The organism is Methylomarinum sp. Ch1-1 (assembly GCF_030717995.2).
GTDB classification, from domain to species: Bacteria; Pseudomonadota; Gammaproteobacteria; order Methylococcales; family Methylomonadaceae; genus Methylomarinum; species Methylomarinum roseum.
Genome location: NZ_CP157743.1, coordinates 1,853,663 through 1,870,881, shown reverse-complemented (window position 1 = coordinate 1,870,881; position 17,219 = coordinate 1,853,663). Strand labels below are relative to the sequence as shown.

16 protein-coding genes are annotated in these 17,219 nt (G+C 50.6%); 11 read left to right on the top strand and 5 right to left on the bottom strand.

Annotated elements, in window-relative coordinates; all coding sequences use genetic code 11:
- Positions 1 to 75: 75 nt before the first annotated feature.
- On the top strand, positions 76 to 762 hold the full coding sequence (locus Q9L42_RS08850; RefSeq protein WP_349432650.1) for an IS110 family transposase: 687 nt from the start codon (positions 76 to 78) through the stop codon (positions 760 to 762).
- A complete protein-coding gene (locus Q9L42_RS08845) occupies positions 737 to 1,090 on the top strand; it encodes a transposase (protein ID WP_349432649.1) in 354 nt (117 codons plus the stop codon). The genes Q9L42_RS08850 and Q9L42_RS08845 overlap by 26 nt, the downstream gene beginning before the upstream one ends.
- 154 nt (positions 1,091 to 1,244) lie before the next feature.
- Here Q9L42_RS08845 and Q9L42_RS08840 read toward each other — a convergent pair whose 3' ends face one another.
- Entirely contained in the window at positions 1,245 to 1,424 is a 180-nt protein-coding gene (locus tag Q9L42_RS08840) for a hypothetical protein (RefSeq protein WP_305908804.1), read from the bottom strand.
- 343 nt (positions 1,425 to 1,767) lie between these two features.
- On the opposite strand from Q9L42_RS08840, the gene Q9L42_RS08835 reads away from it, so the two are divergent.
- The 8 genes from Q9L42_RS08835 (at position 1,768) to Q9L42_RS08800 (ending at position 13,086) form a co-directional block, all read left to right on the top strand.
- Positions 1,768 to 3,240, top strand: a complete 1,473-nt coding sequence (locus Q9L42_RS08835; RefSeq protein ID WP_349432648.1) for a TrkH family potassium uptake protein — start codon at positions 1,768 to 1,770, stop codon at positions 3,238 to 3,240.
- Positions 3,237 to 3,893, top strand: coding sequence for a potassium channel family protein (locus tag Q9L42_RS08830; protein WP_305908806.1), 657 nt, complete (start codon positions 3,237 to 3,239; stop codon positions 3,891 to 3,893). The genes Q9L42_RS08835 and Q9L42_RS08830 overlap by 4 nt, the downstream gene beginning before the upstream one ends.
- A 706-nt stretch (positions 3,894 to 4,599) precedes the next feature.
- On the top strand, positions 4,600 to 5,613 hold the full coding sequence (locus Q9L42_RS08825) for an IS110 family transposase (protein ID WP_305908803.1): 1,014 nt from the start codon (positions 4,600 to 4,602) through the stop codon (positions 5,611 to 5,613).
- A gap of 536 nt (positions 5,614 to 6,149) precedes the next feature.
- Positions 6,150 to 6,590, top strand: coding sequence for a hypothetical protein (locus Q9L42_RS08820; protein ID WP_349432647.1), 441 nt, complete (start codon positions 6,150 to 6,152; stop codon positions 6,588 to 6,590).
- Positions 6,591 to 6,728: 138 nt separating this feature from the next.
- A complete protein-coding gene (locus Q9L42_RS08815) occupies positions 6,729 to 8,084 on the top strand; it encodes a TolC family protein (RefSeq protein WP_349432646.1) in 1,356 nt (451 codons plus the stop codon).
- Complete coding sequence (locus tag Q9L42_RS08810; protein ID WP_349432645.1) at positions 8,081 to 9,574, top strand: efflux RND transporter periplasmic adaptor subunit; 1,494 nt, start codon at positions 8,081 to 8,083, stop codon at positions 9,572 to 9,574. The genes Q9L42_RS08815 and Q9L42_RS08810 overlap by 4 nt, the downstream gene beginning before the upstream one ends.
- On the top strand, positions 9,568 to 12,720 hold the full coding sequence (locus Q9L42_RS08805) for an efflux RND transporter permease subunit (RefSeq protein WP_349432644.1): 3,153 nt from the start codon (positions 9,568 to 9,570) through the stop codon (positions 12,718 to 12,720). Before Q9L42_RS08810 ends, Q9L42_RS08805 begins: the two co-directional genes overlap by 7 nt.
- Positions 12,721 to 12,918: 198 nt before the next feature.
- The gene (locus Q9L42_RS08800; protein WP_305908813.1) at positions 12,919 to 13,086 is read left to right on the top strand and encodes a hypothetical protein; all 168 of its coding nucleotides are present in this window, start codon (positions 12,919 to 12,921) and stop codon (positions 13,084 to 13,086) included.
- Positions 13,087 to 13,198: 112 nt separating this feature from the next.
- Here Q9L42_RS08800 and Q9L42_RS08795 read toward each other — a convergent pair whose 3' ends face one another.
- Positions 13,199 to 13,624 (bottom strand): hypothetical protein, encoded by a 426-nt coding sequence (locus tag Q9L42_RS08795; RefSeq protein ID WP_349432643.1) that lies wholly within the window; start codon positions 13,622 to 13,624, stop codon positions 13,199 to 13,201.
- A gap of 727 nt (positions 13,625 to 14,351) precedes the next feature.
- On the opposite strand from Q9L42_RS08795, the gene Q9L42_RS08790 reads away from it, so the two are divergent.
- A complete protein-coding gene (locus Q9L42_RS08790; RefSeq protein WP_349431033.1) occupies positions 14,352 to 15,260 on the top strand; it encodes an IS4 family transposase in 909 nt (302 codons plus the stop codon).
- Between the two features lie 490 nt (positions 15,261 to 15,750).
- On the opposite strand, the gene Q9L42_RS08785 is transcribed toward Q9L42_RS08790, so the two are convergent.
- The 3 genes from Q9L42_RS08785 to Q9L42_RS08775 all read right to left on the bottom strand — a co-directional run bounded on the left by Q9L42_RS08785 (position 15,751) and on the right by Q9L42_RS08775 (position 17,146).
- Complete coding sequence (locus tag Q9L42_RS08785; RefSeq protein ID WP_305908815.1) at positions 15,751 to 16,218, bottom strand: hypothetical protein; 468 nt, start codon at positions 16,216 to 16,218, stop codon at positions 15,751 to 15,753.
- A 188-nt stretch (positions 16,219 to 16,406) separates the two neighbouring features.
- Entirely contained in the window at positions 16,407 to 16,694 is a 288-nt protein-coding gene (locus Q9L42_RS08780) for a hypothetical protein (protein ID WP_305908816.1), read from the bottom strand.
- A gap of 149 nt (positions 16,695 to 16,843) precedes the next feature.
- Positions 16,844 to 17,146: a hypothetical protein gene (locus Q9L42_RS08775; RefSeq protein WP_305908817.1), complete on the bottom strand. Its 303-nt coding sequence runs from the start codon at positions 17,144 to 17,146 to the stop codon at positions 16,844 to 16,846.
- Between the last annotated feature and the right edge of the window lie 73 nt (positions 17,147 to 17,219).

Genomic DNA, 17,219 nt, shown 5'->3' with positions numbered 1-17,219 from the left:
TGGACTCCTCTCCACCCTCTAACGGTGTCACAATACACCTACTAACAACTTAAACAGAACAAAGAGGAGTTCGAGATGAATCTTAACGTAGTGGGTTTAGATATTGCAAAACTAGTGTTTCATATGTTCATGATGCAAGACGGCAAAGCAAAGAAAAAGAAATTGAAACGGTCGGAACTGTTGGCCTTTGTGGCTCAGATGCCGGTGAGCGTGATCGCGATGGAAGCCTGCCGCGGCGCTCATCATTGGGCCCGGGCATTTCAGGCCCTGGGCCACGAAGTAGTGCTGTTGAATACTCGCTTCGTGAAGGCATTCGTGGTTGGCAATAAAAACGATTACAACGACGCCGAGGCGATTTACACGGCGGCCTGCCAGCCGAACAAACGCAGCGTGGCGATCAAAGGCATTGAGCAGCAAGACTTAGCCATGCTGCAAGGTGTCCGGCGAGGTAAGGTGGACGAACGCACGGCCTTGGTCAATCAAATGCGCGGTTATCTGGCTGAACGAGGCATCGTGCTGCCGCGTAGCGTGAATCAGTTCAGAAAACAACTGCCCAGTATTCTGGAGGACGGGGAAAATGACCTCAGCACGCTGAGCCGGAAGCTGTTTGCCGAGCAGTATCAAGCGCTGAAAGCCTTGGACGAAGCGATCCGGGCTCTGGACCGGGAAATTACGGCAGTATGCCAAAACAATGCCTTAGCCCGACGATTGCTTGACATACCGGGTATCGGTCCTTTTGACCGCTATTTTGGCCGCGGCTGACGTCGGCGACGGCAAAGGTTATGATTCGAGCCGAGATTATGCAGCTAGCTTGGGCGTGGTGCCAAGGCAGCACAGCAGCGGCGATAAGCAGGTATTACTGGGCATCAGTAAACGCGGCAACCGCCAATTGCGCACATCCTTGATTCACGGGGCAAGAGCGGTGCTGAAATACTGCGGTGACAAGAGTGACCCCTTGAGCCTGTGGCTCAAAGGCTTGATTGAACGGCGAGGCTTCAACAAAGCGGCCGTGGCTTTGGCCAACAAGAACGCCCGGATCATTTGGGCGCTGGCAACGCGTGGCGGCGATTACGTGCCACAAATGGCCTAAGCCGATGAAAACCGGGTTATCCACCCTTTGCCCACAAGCTCCGAGCACGATTGAAGGGCTCTACGCATGTGGACAAAGCGTGGATAACCCTAACAACACTGTAGTAAACGAGTTCAACCAAATTGCGGAGGCAAGACTCTCAAAGTGATGACATTCAACAGGTCAGACCGGCGCTTTTAAAATCCGTTATTCCCGAAGATTCCTTGAAATCGGCAAAGTGATAGAGATAAAAGCGCGCGGATAGCTTCATCAGGGCCCGAAGGTCGATAAATACCTTCATCAAGAGGCCGAATATATGGATGGCGGCAATCTCGATCTCTGTTGGAAACATCATTTTTGAACAATCTTGGCTTGCAATTGGAGAGGAGTCCATATATGGGAATTGCTGATTCAACCGTGACTAAAGTAAGTTAAACGTTTGGAGCGGGTGAAATAACCCGCCCCGCCCAGAGGGATGACGCGATATTAACCAATGTGTTGGTTCAGGTATTTTTTAATGAGGGAGTCCTGGCCATACAACGCCGTGACATTGACGGAACAAGTTACCTGAGGCATCATTGCAAACCTTGCTTTGCAACTCATTTTTTAGTCGCCATCGAGCGGGTATTCTCCCCTGCCTATTAAGCGCAAATAATGCTAAATTAAGGCCATCTTCCGTCTGGGATGAAAGCCTTGCCATGACTTTTTCCGATGTTTCCCGCGCCCTGGCTCAGCCAGTGCGTTATCGAGTGCTAACCCGCCATCTCGCCCGTATTGGCCTCGTCGTCATCATCTTGAGGTTGATCTCGGTATTCGTCTCCGGATTGGACGGCGATTGGCCATTTGCGCTTAACCAACTCATCGCCTTGGCCGTGCTAACCGCCATTTGTTGGCCTTTATCTCGGGTTCAAGTCTCTGAAGACCTCAAAGACAATGAGGTGCTGGTCATTTCCGCCTTGTCTTTTTTCCTGTCCGCGTTATCTGGCAGCATCCCGTTCATGAGCGAGGACTTGGACTTCATAGACGCTTTTTTTGAAGCGGTTTCGGGAGTGACGACAACAGGCTTGAGCACGATAGACGAGATACAGTCTCATTCGACCGGATTTCTGTTTGCCCGCGCCTGGACGCAATGGTATGGCGGTTTGGGCGTAGTGATTTTTTCCATCGCCCTGTTGTTCCTCGACCAAGGCATCGCCTCACGTCGGCTGACGATGGGCGATATCAGCAACAGTCGAGATATCTTGGGCAATGCACGCAACCATTCGATTAAAATACTGCTCATCTATTGCGCGCTGACGGCGATCGCGATCGCCTTCTTGTGGCTAGCCGGCGTTACACCGTTGAGTGCCGTGACCCATGCGTTAAGCGGCATATCGACTGGCGGCTTTTCCATTTACGATGACAGCCTGGCGGCCTTTGATCGCTGGCCGGTCCAGTTGCTGATAATGATGTGTGGCGTGCTGGGAGCGGTCTCGCTGCCTTTTTACTACCGTTTCGTCAAAAACGGTATCAATGAGTTGTCATTCAACCTGGAGATCCCCGCCTTGTTGGTATTATCGTTGGCGGTGATCGGCTTGCTGTTTTTTTGTCATCCAGAAAGTGGTGCGGACATGATGACTCGACTTAAAAACGCCATCATCATGGGCTTGTCGGCGCAGACCACGACCGGTTTCGCTAATGTCGACGTCGCCGCGCTGGATAGCGCCTCTAAATTGAGTCTGATTTTTTCGATGCTGGTCGGAGGATCGATAGGCTCCACCGCGGGCGGCATCAAGATATTACGCCTGCTGATTGTATTGCGTTTACTGCAGTTTTTTATTCAACGCACCGCGCTGCCGGCTCACGCCGTTCTGGAAAGACAATTGCGCGATGATAAACTGGAAGCCACTGAGATCGAGCGAGCCTTGCTGCTGATCATAATATTCGCCGGCACGGTGCTCTGTTCATGGCTGCCTTTCCTGGTAGCCGGTTACGACCCGCTAAATGCGCTGTTTGAAGTGGTATCGGCGTGCTCGACCACCGGCTTGTCGGCCGGTATCAGTTCGACCGGCCTGGAAACGGGACTGAAAATAGTACTGATCATCGATATGCTGTTGGGACGAGTCGAATTTTTGGCTTTTTTATTGTTTCTTTATCCACGCACCTGGCTCAAGGTAGGGAGTAAAATTTGAAAGTTGTCTTTATTGGCGCCTCTTCGTTAGCGGTGGCGACCGCAAAACTGCTGTTGCTGGCCGGACATGAAGTCATCATTATCGAAACCGACAAAGCGGTCATCGATGAACTGATGGAAAGCCTTGATTGCGTGTTCGTGCATGGCAACGGCAGCAAACCGGCCATACTGAAGGAAACCGAGCCCACCTCGATCGATATTCTGTTTTGTCTGACCAAGAGCGACGAAGCCAACATCATCGCTAGCCTGGTAGCGCGTTCGCTAGGCTTCAAGCGGGTCATCATCCGAATCGAAGATCCCGAGTTCGAGCATATCTGCGTCGAACTCGGCCTGAACGATACCATTATCCCGACCCTGACCAACGCTCGTTATCTGGCCAATATCGCCGCCGGCCGAAACATCCTCGAGCTTTCCGCCGTGATCCGAGGCAATGTCAGATTGTTTAACTTCGTTGTCGACGAAGCGGACGAAGGCCCAATCGAAGAGCTGGACTTGCCGAAACAATCAAGGGTGATCTTTCTCTACCGGGATAATGTTTTTCAACCCACCGACGCCGATACCGAACTTAAAAAAGGCGATGAGGTGGTGCTGGTGACGACGACCGGCGAATACGAGAAATTACATGCAAAATGGTCTAACGGCAAGGTAAAATAGCAACATGTAACGGTTCAAAAACATTGGCTGCCTCAATTCGACCCACAAGCGACTTCCACGATAGTTTTTTGTAACTATTCAATATCTTTCAGGGTTTAGGCAGTAGGTCATTGATTTCTCGGGACGCGTGAATACATCCCTGTAAGCTCTGACTGCAACGTCTGACCGTCAGGGACGATGGAAATGCAGATTTTGCAGGAGCAAAAAGCCTGCCTGTTGCAGACAGCCCGGTAAATCAATAACCTACGCCCTCTGATAAAACTACGCTGAATAATTACGTTTTTTTGACAGTCTGTTTAGCATAGATCAACAGACATAATTAAGATCGCTAAGTGAATAGTGACAATTTTGTAACTACTCACCCCCATTCGTAGGGTGGATAAGCGGAGCGCACCCACCGCAGTAATTCCCATATTTGAGTATTTTTGCAGGGTTTAGGGCATGAGGTGTGTCTGTCGAGGAGCGCCGTTCACCCAGCACCTAAATTATGCTGGAATGTAAAATATAGTCCAGTAGCCATGGAATTTAGGTGCTGGGTAAACCCATCCCTGGGGCTTGACGGCAGCATCCTTGCTGCCGACATCCTCGCCAAACACACCCCATGCCCTTTTTGAATGCCAAAGTGATGATATGGACTCCTCTCCACCCTCTAACGGTGTCACAATACACCTACTAACAACTTAAACAGAACAAAGAGGAGTTCGAGATGAATCTTAACGTAGTGGGTTTAGATATTGCAAAACTAGTGTTTCATATGTTCATGATGCAAGACGGCAAAGCAAAGAAAAAGAAATTGAAACGGTCGGAACTGTTGGCCTTTGTGGCTCAGATGCCGGTGAGCGTGATCGCGATGGAAGCCTGCCGCGGCGCTCATCATTGGGCCCGGGCATTTCAGGCCCTGGGCCACGAAGTAGTGCTGTTGAATACTCGCTTCGTGAAGGCATTCGTGGTTGGCAATAAAAACGATTACAACGACGCCGAGGCGATTTACACGGCGGCCTGCCAGCCGAACAAACGCAGCGTGGCGATCAAAGGCATTGAGCAGCAAGACTTAGCCATGCTGCAAGGTGTCCGGCGAGGTAAGGTGGACGAACGCACGGCCTTGGTCAATCAAATGCGCGGTTATCTGGCTGAACGAGGCATCGTGCTGCCGCGTAGCGTGAATCAGTTCAGAAAACAACTGCCCAGTATTCTGGAGGACGGGGAAAATGACCTCAGCACGCTGAGCCGGAAGCTGTTTGCCGAGCAGTATCAAGCGCTGAAAGCCTTGGACGAAGCGATCCGGGCTCTGGACCGGGAAATTACGGCAGTATGCCAAAACAATGCCTTAGCCCGACGATTGCTTGACATACCGGGTATCGGTCCTTTGACCGCTATTTTGGCCGCGGCTGACGTCGGCGACGGCAAAGGTTATGATTCGAGCCGAGATTATGCAGCTAGCTTGGGCGTGGTGCCAAGGCAGCACAGCAGCGGCGATAAGCAGGTATTACTGGGCATCAGTAAACGCGGCAACCGCCAATTGCGCACATCCTTGATTCACGGGGCAAGAGCGGTGCTGAAATACTGCGGTGACAAGAGTGACCCCTTGAGCCTGTGGCTCAAAGGCTTGATTGAACGGCGAGGCTTCAACAAAGCGGCCGTGGCTTTGGCCAACAAGAACGCCCGGATCATTTGGGCGCTGGCAACGCGTGGCGGCGATTACGTGCCACAAATGGCCTAAGCCGATGAAAACCGGGTTATCCACCCTTTGCCCACAAGCTCCGAGCACGATTGAAGGGCTCTACGCATGTGGACAAAGCGTGGATAACCCTAACAACACTGTAGTAAACGAGTTCAACCAAATTGCGGAGGCAAGACTCTCAAAGTGATGACATTCAACAGGTCAGACCGGCGCTTTTAAAATCCGTTATTCCCGAAGATTCCTTGAAATCGGCAAAGTGATAGAGATAAAAGCGCGCGGATAGCTTCATCAGGGCCCGAAGGTCGATAAATACCTTCATCAAGAGGCCGAATATATGGCGGCAATCTCGATCTCTGTTGGAAACATCATTTTTGAACAATCTTGGCTTGCAATTGGAGAGGAGTCCATATATGGGAATTGCTGCATCCACCGGGTCGGCATCTTTGGTGGATGCGCCCTTCAGGCTTATCCATGCTCTGCCGCGTTCGATAAGTGGGGCGAGCAGTTACACAATTTCTAATGCGCTTTGTCTCAATAAACTTTGAACGCCTAGATCATTCAATTACAATTGCGCCATGGTTATTTTCCGCAACTTGATATTACAGCGCTTACTTTATTGCATCTTTCTCGGTGCAACGTTGCTGTCCCACACCCAATTGTTGTTTGCCTGCGAGTTCATGCATGGCGAACCGAAAATGGCGTGTTGTTGTGATGAGGCTATGCCCGACGCGTGTCCAATGACCGAGGGTTGCGCGATGCAAGCAAATTCTGCTCAAAGCCAGTGTTGTGAAATCAGTCAGGATTCATTGACCGATGTGGCCATGACCCACGCTTCCACCACGGTGGAAACGCTAACCTTATTGCTGGATAGCCCGCAACCCCCACCGTTCATTGGCTTCCAGGAAATTAATACTCTCCTGCCACGCCATCTCATCCTTGCAATCTTTCCTCACGAACCGTTGCCGATAAACGGCAGCAGGTCAGTCTATCTGCGTACTCTTCGCATACGGTTATAAGCCGGTCTCTACTGATAAAAATCTCCAAGCACCTTGCTATGGGTGTATGAACGTAACAAGCCTCCTGTCACCGGTAAGGAACATGAAACGGGAATGCGCTTGTTTACACTTGTGATAATTTTCGATTAGAGATTATTCATGAAATTAAGCTTTTACGACTTCCGATGGCAGTTATTGGTTGTGACCTTAACTTGGCCGGCAATCGGCTCAGCCGACGCGTCCCATACCGATCCCCTCTCTAATGAGCCAAGTATTTCCAGTAATGATGCTTCGCCTGACGGCGAGGTCCGACAAACCCTATCATCCGCCCAATTGGTCGCCGATATTCTGGTAGCAAATCCGCAATTGGAAATTGTCCAGGCAATATGGCAAGCCGCAAATAGCAGGATAGAGCAAGCATCGGCCTTGGACGATCCAACGCTTTCGCATAGTCTTGCACCGCTGACGATAGGCCATCAGCAAAGCGATTTTTCGCAGAATACCATCATCTCCCAAAAACTCCCCTGGCCGGGAAAACGGCGACTGCGGGCCGAAGCGGCCGCTTTCGACGCCAAAGCGGCTAAAGAAAACGTCGGCTCGTTGCGCTTGTTGCTCATGGCGACCGCGAAGACATTGTTCGCGGATTGGTACTTCATTCATCAAGCCCTCGATGTAAATGAAATCAACAGGCGCTTGTTAAGCGAATTTCACGGCATCGCTGTCAATCATTACGCGACAGGCCTCGCTAGCAAGCAGGATGCGCTGCGGGCCGAGGTCGAAATTGCCTTGCTCGACCAGCAAAAAATCGCATTGGAGCGGGAAAGGCGCACACTGCAGGCCCGTCTAAACACCTTACTCAATCGTGCGCCGGACAGGCCTCTGCCGGCGCCGACCAAACTGAACACCGAGCTATTGTTGCCTAAGCCCGCAACTTTACAAGACATAGCCTTGCAGTCCCGGCCGGACTTGCGAGAGATGGCGGCGCACATACAGGCTTCCAAAACGCGTGGCGATTTAGCGGAAAAGGACTTTTATCCCGATTTCAAAGTTTCGGCGGGTTACAACAACTTTTGGCGACAAGAGGAACAGCGTTTCATCGTCGGCGTCGAAGTTAATCTGCCGCTGGATCAAGACAAACGGCATGCCGCGGAAGACGAGGCGCAAGCCCGTATCAGACAAGCCGAATGGAAGCATACCGATCGCATCGCCAAAATCCGGGAGGACGTGCAGATCGCCTATGAGCTGATACTGGAAAGCATGCATGTCTATAAGTTGCATCAGGAAAAATTGTTGCCGCTGGCGGACGAAACCTTGAAAGCGGCGTTGATCGATTACCGCAGCGGCAGCGGCGATTTTCTGACCCTGATCAGCAGCGAGAATAACCGGATGCAAACCCAACTACAGAGCGAACGGGCATTGGCGGATATGCATCGCCATCTGGCCGAACTGGAGCATGCGATCGGCAACGTCTTGCCTTTTTCAACGGTACAAGCAAACAAGGATGCAGCACGATGAATACCAAGCAGAAATTCGGTTTTTTAATCGGGATCACAACTTTTCTCATGCTGCTTGCAAGCCTCGCGTTTGTTTACACTCGCGAAGCTAACGATACCCTATCAGAGACCGAGCCCCCCCCAAACTATTGGGCCGGCTCCTTCGGAATCGATGTCACGCTGGAGCCCGAAAAGCCCAAGGTCGGCAACAACACGATCAGCTTATTCATCCGCGACAAAAACCAGCGTCCTGTTTCCGATGCCCGTATCGAAGCGGTATCGGAGATGCCGGCGATGGGCTCGATGCCGGCCATGCCGGTGCCGATCGACATGAAAATGGATAGTCCCGGCCATTATCGAGGCCGATATGAACTACCGATGGAAGGTTATTGGCCGTTGACGCTATCCATTCAATCCGATACTAAAGGCGCGGCGCGATTGACCTTCGATATGAGCACCGGCCGGGCAGGCGTCGAGTTGACCTCCGCCACGCCTAGCGGTAAGCAACCGAAACAATCCGTTGTCAGCCATACGGCTGAGCAAGCGGCTGCGTTCACCGTCGACACCTACCGCCGGCAATTGATCGGCGTAACAACCGGCCGCGTCGAATACCGGTCGTTAATCAAAACCATCCGTTCGCCGGCGCAGATCGTTTACGACGAAACCAGTTTGACCGATATCAGCCTCAAATTCGACGGCTGGATCGGAGAACTCAAAGCCGATTATGTCGGCAAGCCGGTGAAAAAAGGCCAAACCTTGTTTACGGTCTACAACCCGCAATTGGTTTCGACCCAGGAAGAATATCTCGATAGTTTGAAACGAAGCGCCCAGCGCTTAGGCAGTCTTGCCGATGCGGCGCGGCGCCGCCTGATGCTGTGGGGCATATCGCCGGCTCAGATTCAGGCCATGGCCCGACGCGGAAAGGCCTTGGAATATCTGCCAATCGGATCACCCGTCAGCGGCACCGTGGTCGAAAAGCATATCGTGGCCGGCTCAGCCGTCAAGGCCGGCATGCCGCTGTTACGCATCGCCGATTTATCCAAGGTTTGGGTGGACGCCCAGCTGTACGAATCCGAACTGCCATGGATCAAGCTCGGTATGCGCGCCGAAGTCGTACTGGAGGGTCAACCCGATCGCCGTTTTTGCGGCACTATCGATTTCATCGAATCGGCCCTGGACAGTGTAACCCGGAGCGCCCGGGTACGAATGATGCTAGCCAACCCTGACGGGGAATTGCGTCCCGAACGTTATGCCCGCATGAATCTTCAGATCGATCTAGGTGCGCGTTTGCTGATTCCGGAACAGGCGGTGATCTACTCCGGCGAAAATCGGGTCGTGTTTGTGGATTTGGGCGAGGGCCGCTTAAAACCCCAAAAAATCAAGACCGGGCTGCGCAACACCGACTACATCGAAGTGCTGGCGGGGTTGGCCGAAGGCGATAAAATCGTCACGTCCGACAATTTCCTGATCGCTTCGGAAAGTAAACTCAAATCGGGGTTGGAACAATGGTAGATGGAACATCTAAACACCAACCTGGCCCGATTCAGCGGCTAATCGCCTATTGCGCCAACAATACCCTGGTGACCCTGCTGATCGTGTCGATCTGCGCTTTCTGGGGTTATAGGTCACTGCTCGCCACACCGCTGGACGCCATTCCCGACTTGTCCGATGCCCAGGTGATTATCTACACCGACTGGCCCGGACGTAGCCCCGATTTGGTCGAAGATCAAATAACCTATCCTCTGACCACGACGCTGTTGGCGGCGCCCAATGTGCGTTTGGTGCGTGGCCAAAGCTTCATGGGGCAAAGTTTTGTCTATGTGATCTTCGAAGAAGGCACCGATATTTACTGGGCGCGTTCCCGGGTCGGCGAATACCTGGATGCCGTAGCGACACAATTACCCGACGGCGTGCAACCGACCCTGGGCCCGGATGCCACCGGCGTCGGCTGGGTGTACCAATATGCGCTGGTCGATTACTCCGGACGCAATGACCTGGCCGAACTGCGTAGCCTGCAAGACTTCAAACTGCGTTATTGGCTGGAGTCGGTCGAAGGCGTGGCTGAAGTCGCAGCCATCGGCGGCTTCGAAAAGGAATACCAGATCACGGTCGACCCCGACAAATTGGCCGGCTACGGCATTACCTTAAACCAGATCGCCAGCGCCATCCGCCGTTCCAACGACGATGTCGGCGGCAGGGTGCTGGAAATCGCAGGACACGAACATTTTATCCGTGGCCGGGGTTATATCCACGGCATCGACGATATCGAACGCATCGCCTTGACGGCCAATCCGGCCGGCGCGCCAGTCACCATCGGCCAGGTCGCGAAGGTGAGCTTGGGACCGGCCATGCGGCGCGGCTTGGCGGAACTCGACGGTAACGGCGAAACGGTCGGCGGCATCGTCATCATGCGTTACGGTGTAGACGCGCTGGACGTCATCGAGCGAGTCAAACAACGCCTGGCCGACATCAAACGCTCCTTGCCACCGGGCGTCGAAATCGTCACCGTCTACGATCGCTCGGATTTGATCGAACGTGCGATCGCCACATTGAAGCATACCTTGTTCGAAGAAATGCTGGTGGTTTCGCTGGTTATCGTCGGCTTTTTATGGCATTTTCGTTCGTCGCTGATCGCGATTCTGACCTTGCCGGTCGCCATTTTGCTGGCCTTCATCCCGATGTCGGCACAGCATCTGACCGCGGACATCATGTCCTTGGGCGGCATCGCCGTCGCCATCGGCGCAATGGTCGATGCGGCGATCACGATCATCGAAAATATTCATAAACGCCTGGAAAACCGGGAAAACATCGGCGACTCGGAACGGCGCAGCATCATCATCCAGGCCATGCAGGAAGTCGGCCCCAGCATCTTCTTCGCATTGTTGATCATCACGGTGTCGTTTCTGCCGGTGTTTGCGTTGCATGGAACCGAAGGCCGCTTGTTCAAGCCTTTGGCCTACACCAAGACCTACGCGATGGCCTTTGCCGCCCTGCTGGCCATTACCCTGATTCCGGCATTGGCGGTGCATTTGATTCGAGGCAAGCTACACGGCGACCGGAACCGCTTGTCGCAAAAAATCGTGGCCTGCTATATTCCGGTCGTGCGTTGGGTGCTATGCTACCGTGGCTGGGTCGTGGGCGTATCGATGCTGTCGTTGCTGTGTTCGATACCGGTGTTTTTCAAACTCGGCAACGAATTCATGCCGCCGTTGAACGAAGGCAGCATACTCTACATGCCCACCACGTTGCCGGGCATGTCGATCACCGAAGCGAGCAAGGTGCTGCAAGCCATGGACCGTCAGTTAATGGCCTTTCCTGAAGTGGACCGGGTGTTCGGCAAGATCGGCCGATCCACCAGCGCGACCGATCCGGCGCCGCTGTCGATGGTGGAAGCCGTCGTCACCTTAAAGCCTAAAGCCGAGTGGCGCGCCGGCCTGACTTGGGACGATCTGATCGCCGAAATGGACCTTACCCTGCGCTTTCCGGGTATGCCCAATATCTGGTGGATGCCGATACAAACTCGCACCGAAATGCTAGCGACCGGCATGCGTTCCAACCTGGGCATCAAGGTGTTCGGCGACGATCTGAATACGATAGAAAGCGCCGCATTGACCCTCGAACAGGCCTTGCAGCAGGACGAACGCACGCGGCCCTTCACGCGTAGCGCCTTCAGCGAACGCCTGACCGGGGGGAATTTCATCGATTTCGTCATCGATCGCGACAAAATCGCCCGTCACGGCTTGACGGTGGACGACGTGGAACAGGTGCTGATGGCCGCGGTGGGCGGACAAACGGTGTCCCGAACCCTCGAGGGCCGCGAACGCTATGCGATCAATCTACGCTACGCCCGCGCGTTTCGCGACACTCCAGAAGCCTTGGGCCACATGTTGGTGCCGACGCCTGGTGGCGCACAAATCCCGATCAGCCAGTTGGCCCACCTGGAATTTATCAGCGGGCCGCCAATGCTGCGCAACGAGGACGGTTTTATGGTTTCCTTCGTGCTGGTCGATGTCAAGGACATCGGCATTGCCGAGTATGTGGACTTGGCGAAACAGGTCATTCGGGAAAAAGTCGCATTGCCGCAAGGCGTCCGGCTGGAATGGGCGGGACAGTACCAATATTTTGAACAGGCCAAAGCCGAGCTGAGCCTGCTAGTGCCGTTGGCGCTGGCGATCGTGTTCCTGATGCTGTTTTTGAATCACGGCTCCATCGGCGAGTCCTTGCTGATTATGCTGACGATCCCGTTTTCGCTGATCGGCGCCGTCTGGCTGTTGTATTGGCTCGATTACAACTTAAGCGTCGCCGTGTGGGTGGGCATGATTGCATTGGCCGGGCTTGCCGCCGAGATGGGCGTGCTGATGACGCTGTATCTGGACTTGAGCTACCGAAAGCGCTCAACAGAAAACCGTTTGCAATCCAGGAACGACCTTACCGAAGCGATCGTCGAAGGCGCCGCCCGCCGCATCCGCCCGAAACTGATGACGGGAATCACGACCCTGATCGGCCTGACGCCCATCCTATGGCAGACGGGAACCGGCGCCGACGTGATGAAACGCATCGCCGCCCCGATGGTGGGCGGCATCGTTTCGACGTTGATCGTGGTGTTAATCGTCTTTCCGGCAATTTATGCTTATTGGAAAGAGTGGGAGTTCAAATAATCTGAAATTCCCCAATTTTTGAGGGCAGCCTTTATTAGGAAAAACTAATAAATTAAAATATTAGACGCCTCTAACATTCATTAGAGGCTTGCGCGCCAGCTCCTTAAAAAACAACGACTTATTGGTGAATGAGGCCACCTTCTGTAGCATAATATTGGTTTCTAAATCATTGATTATACAAACAAAAGAGTCTCATTCATGTTCATTTTACGCGATTTGCTTCGCCCTCTCCAAGCCCATTTTTCCGAGACTGATCTGGGACGGGAGCGAGCCTCTTTGTTTATCTACACACTGCTCGCCGTGATTGTTCCGTTTACCTCATCGATGTCGTCGTGTTATGGCTGGCCTTGGAGACTTTATAAGTAGTCGTTTATTTAGGTGCTGGGTGAACGGCGTCTTCTGGAAGAGCTTCCCGATATAGGCCGGTTTCTTAACCCGAACACAGGTTAAATAAAGACTGTTTTTAGTCTTCGATAACTCACTCGGTCTTGCCAAAGTAAAAGCCGATTGCCGGTCCGACTAGAAAAGCCAAACCGGACGAAATCGTCCCGGCCAATTCCAGCATTTGATTGACGGCATAACCCGGCGACGAAGCCTGCAAGAAAAAAAGCGCGCTCATCAGCAACACGATGGTGATGTTATAAAAAAGGGAACAAATCAACGCGACTTTGTAAGGCCCTTGAGGCAACGGCGCCGCCTTCTGCACAACTTCCTTGGCAAACCAAAATGCGACGATAGGCGTCAAATAAGGAGCAAATACGCCGGTCATATCAACCAGCGCCGACCCCAACACCTCGCTGAGGTCCTCCACCGCCAAGCCGGTAAAGCAATAAAACGACAGAATCAGAAACGAAAGAGTATAGCCGGCAAACCAAACCAGAAATAAGCGAAAACGTCCCGTCATGTCACCACCCTCAAACAGCGTATTATAAAACGAAGTCTCGGGCTATTCATCTATACCTGCCAACTGTCATTTTATAAAAAGGGGACAGATTTATTTTTCATGTCTTCAGTTTCTTTTTGTATAAAAAGGGGACAGATTTGAATGGCACTTACTTAAGCGATAACTAGTTGAAAGTATTAAAAAAGGCAGAAGAAGTGATAAACTTATTGTGACGAAACAAAGAAGCAATCACCAAGCCCCCTGCCTTAATGTTCATTAATAACAAACTTATTCACGCCCAGCAACAAAGAATTCAGAAGTACAGAAAAGAAACTCATTCGTATAGTTTTTTTAATCTTCTAACCAGTCCGGAATTATTATCCTCAATTGAAGGGTTGCTGCCCGAACATCGGGAAAGACTTTATCCTCCGACAGAAACACTTTCCATGTTTTTGGCTCAAGGGATGAACCAAGACCGCTCGTGTCAAAAGGCCGTTAATGATGCCGCCATACAACGAATTGCAGCAGGTTTGCCCGCGATAAGCACAACGACGGGCGGCTATTGTCGAGCAAGACAGCGACTACCATTAGCCATGATCTCTGAATTAGTTTGTCGAACAGGCGAACTTATTGATAAGGAAGTGCCTACTCAATGGCGTTGGCGAGGAAAGCGTGTTCATCTAATAGATGGAACGACTGTTACGATGCCTGACACAGCAGAAAACCAGGCCGTTTATCCCCAGCAAAGTTGTCAGAAGCCTGGGCTTGGTTTTCCTATCTGCCGTCTTGTAGGTGTCATCTGTCTGGCGAGTGGAGCCGTTTTAAATGCGTCTATCGGACCTTTCAAAGGAAAGGAGGCGATGAACAAAGTCTACTTCGTAACATGCTGGGAACCTTTAATACCGGAGACCTTGTTCTAGGAGATGCCTATTATGGCACTTATTTTTTGTTGGCATCGCTACAGGAGAAAGGTGTTGATGCCGTATTTGAACAAATGGGAGCACGTAAACGGACAACAGATTTCAGTAAAGGCAAACAGTTAGGTGACGAAGACCACCTGGTGACACTCAAAAAACCAAAGAAAAAACCTGACTGGATGGAGCAAAGCCAATATGATGATGCGCCTGAGACACTCCTTATTCGCGAGGTAAGCGTAAAAGGAAAATTACTTATAACCACACTCCTTTCACCTAAAGAGGCTTCTAAATCTGAGTTAAAAGCGTTATATAAAAAACGCTGGCAAATTGAAGTTGATTTTCGCAATATAAAAACAACCATGGGAATGGAAACTTTAAGCTGTAAAACGCCCGAAATGACTGAGAAAGAAATATGGGTTTATTTTTTAGCGTATAACTTAATACGGCTATTGATGGCTCAGTCCGCATTATTAGCCGATATATTGCCTCGCCAGCTGAGTTTTAAACATACATTACAATGCTGGTTAGCCTGGAATCAACAAAGTGTTTTTATTGATATCGGAACAAGTGAAGAGCTGTTATTCATATTAATTGCTCAAAGACGAATTGGAAATCGTTCGGGACGAATAGAGCCCCGTGCAGTAAAAAGGAGGCCAAAACAGTTCTCTTTACTAACAAAACCTAGAAATGAAGCAAGAGCAGATATTAGAAAGAATGGCCACCCAAAGAAAGTAAAATAAGTGGTTGTTATTAAAAGAGTTATGGGCTTAAGTAAGTGCCATTCGGGACAGATTTATTTTTCATGTCTTCAGTTTCTTTTTGCGGCCTTCCCTTCCCCCTGCTCTCGCCCCCCATTCCAATAATTTTTTCTATCTGGTCGGTAAAACGATTGGTGCCGATAGGCAGCTTTCGTTGAACCGCCTCATGGATGCGTACCCATTCCCCTTCCGGTATCGCGCCATAAACAAACTCAGTGTATAAAGTGAAGCTCGTTCAGTTTCAATGTTTCCCAACGCTTTGTAACAAGGATCGATTCTAACCAATCAAATTCGCTGTTTCATCCTGCAATAACGCTGAAAACTTGACTATGGGTAAGCCGCCGGATCATCTGTTATCCGGGAGTGAGTTTCGGAAAGGAATATTCCCTTATCGTTGAGGTGCCAAAAAATAAATCTGTCCCCTTTTCTTGTCCCCTTTTCTGCCTTTTCTGAATTGGCCTTGTTAGCTGCATTACATACCCATCATTGGTGTATTGTTTTCTTCTGGCTCAGGCTCTGGAGGTTCTTTGAATGCCTCTTTTAGAAGTTTGACACCTTCACCTAGTGGTTGCATTTCAACTTTGACCCCAAAGCCTTCAACTTTTCCACCAGAGATAATTGCACTTAAAACGATTGCGGAGACAACACCTTTGCCGAAAAAAGAAAGCGGACTATTTCTTGTAATTTCATCTACAACAAGCTCATTTTCGGATAAATCTGAAAAGAATAACTGACGCAAGGCATGTGGAGATTTTGTGCCTGCTTCAAAAAGAGCCTGGCGAAAATCGTTTACGTAAAATTCTTGATCACCTAGAACTTTTTTTAATGAAATATCACCATATCGTTCCACTGCAACAGTATATGCCGCACTAAAGTAATATAAATAATACGAGAGTTCTTTTGCTTTTATTGGGTCTTCTTCTGGAAAAGATAGTTGCATATGTACTCCTGTTTTTTGGGTAAAAAGGGGACAGATTTATTTTTCATGTCCGGTATCGCGCCATAAACAAACTCAGTGTATAAAGTGAAGCTCGTTCAGTTTCAATGTTTCCCAACGCTTTGTAACAAGGATCGATGTCTAACCAATCAAATTCGCTGTTTCATCCTGCAATGACGCTGAAAACTTGACTATGGGTAAGCCGCAGGATCATCGATTATCCGGGAGTGAGTTTCAGAAAGGAATATTCCCTTATCGTTGAGGTGCCAAAAAATAAATCTGTCCCCTTTTCCCTTCTGTCCCCTTTTCCCTTCTATTCCGTAGGAAATATCATCATAAGTAAGATCATGATCTTTGAGAATTTCTGAAGCAGAGTAGATTTCAAAGTATTCAGCTACTGTTAGTTCCGCTTCAGATTCCGCACATTTCTCCTCGATTATCTGCGCAAGTATTATTTGATCATTTGTCTTTTGATTCATTCTGGTTCTTTTTCCTTGTGGTGAAGGTCATTCTTTTAACGAGCTAACGCCCGGCTCACCGAGCAAATTTTTGATGGCGGCTTTTTTGCCACGCAAAAAAGGTGACAGCGAAAATTTGTCCGGTGCAGCCGCTTGTGATGAACTGGCTATTACTTTGACTTGAATTCATAATGCTTGCCACCTAACCAGCAATGAACCCACTCTGGATCAATGCGGTATTCGAAGCCAATGGGCCTCAAAGAATCATGTATCACCCACTCTGGCCCTGGAGCCGAAATTACTTCGATTGACTGAAAGGTGCCACCCCTTACACGGATTTGACTCGCTTTATTGCAAGCTGTACAAATAAATCCAAGTGCCTCCATTTGCGGATAAGAGTAATGGCAGCCCGCCAGTATTTGCTCTGCCGTAAACTCACTTTCACAATGATGGCACTTCAATTTTTCATCCATGCTTCAATCTCTATTTGGCTCATAACGCTCGTCATCAGCAGTCCACTTGAAGCGCATGACCGAAGGGAATAAG

Excerpts from the sequence above, each read along its gene's own strand:
- Q9L42_RS08815 (WP_349432646.1), top strand. The coding sequence starts at position 6,729 with ATGAAATTAAGCTTTTACGACTTCCGATGGCAGTTATTGGTTGTGACC.
- Q9L42_RS08800 (WP_305908813.1), top strand. The coding sequence starts at position 12,919 with ATGTTCATTTTACGCGATTTGCTTCGCCCTCTCCAAGCCCATTTTTCC.
- Q9L42_RS08850 (WP_349432650.1), top strand. The coding sequence starts at position 76 with ATGAATCTTAACGTAGTGGGTTTAGATATTGCAAAACTAGTGTTTCAT.
- Q9L42_RS08825 (WP_305908803.1), top strand. The coding sequence starts at position 4,600 with ATGAATCTTAACGTAGTGGGTTTAGATATTGCAAAACTAGTGTTTCAT.
- Q9L42_RS08775 (WP_305908817.1), bottom strand. The coding sequence starts at position 17,146 with ATGGATGAAAAATTGAAGTGCCATCATTGTGAAAGTGAGTTTACGGCA.
- Q9L42_RS08835 (WP_349432648.1), top strand. The coding sequence starts at position 1,768 with ATGACTTTTTCCGATGTTTCCCGCGCCCTGGCTCAGCCAGTGCGTTAT.
- Q9L42_RS08805 (WP_349432644.1), top strand. The coding sequence starts at position 9,568 with ATGGTAGATGGAACATCTAAACACCAACCTGGCCCGATTCAGCGGCTA.
- Q9L42_RS08840 (WP_305908804.1), bottom strand. The coding sequence starts at position 1,424 with ATGATGTTTCCAACAGAGATCGAGATTGCCGCCATCCATATATTCGGC.
- Q9L42_RS08785 (WP_305908815.1), bottom strand. The coding sequence starts at position 16,218 with ATGCAACTATCTTTTCCAGAAGAAGACCCAATAAAAGCAAAAGAACTC.
- Q9L42_RS08795 (WP_349432643.1), bottom strand. The coding sequence starts at position 13,624 with ATGACGGGACGTTTTCGCTTATTTCTGGTTTGGTTTGCCGGCTATACT.
- Q9L42_RS08810 (WP_349432645.1), top strand. The coding sequence starts at position 8,081 with ATGAATACCAAGCAGAAATTCGGTTTTTTAATCGGGATCACAACTTTT.
- Q9L42_RS08820 (WP_349432647.1), top strand. The coding sequence starts at position 6,150 with ATGGTTATTTTCCGCAACTTGATATTACAGCGCTTACTTTATTGCATC.
- Q9L42_RS08780 (WP_305908816.1), bottom strand. The coding sequence starts at position 16,694 with ATGAATCAAAAGACAAATGATCAAATAATACTTGCGCAGATAATCGAG.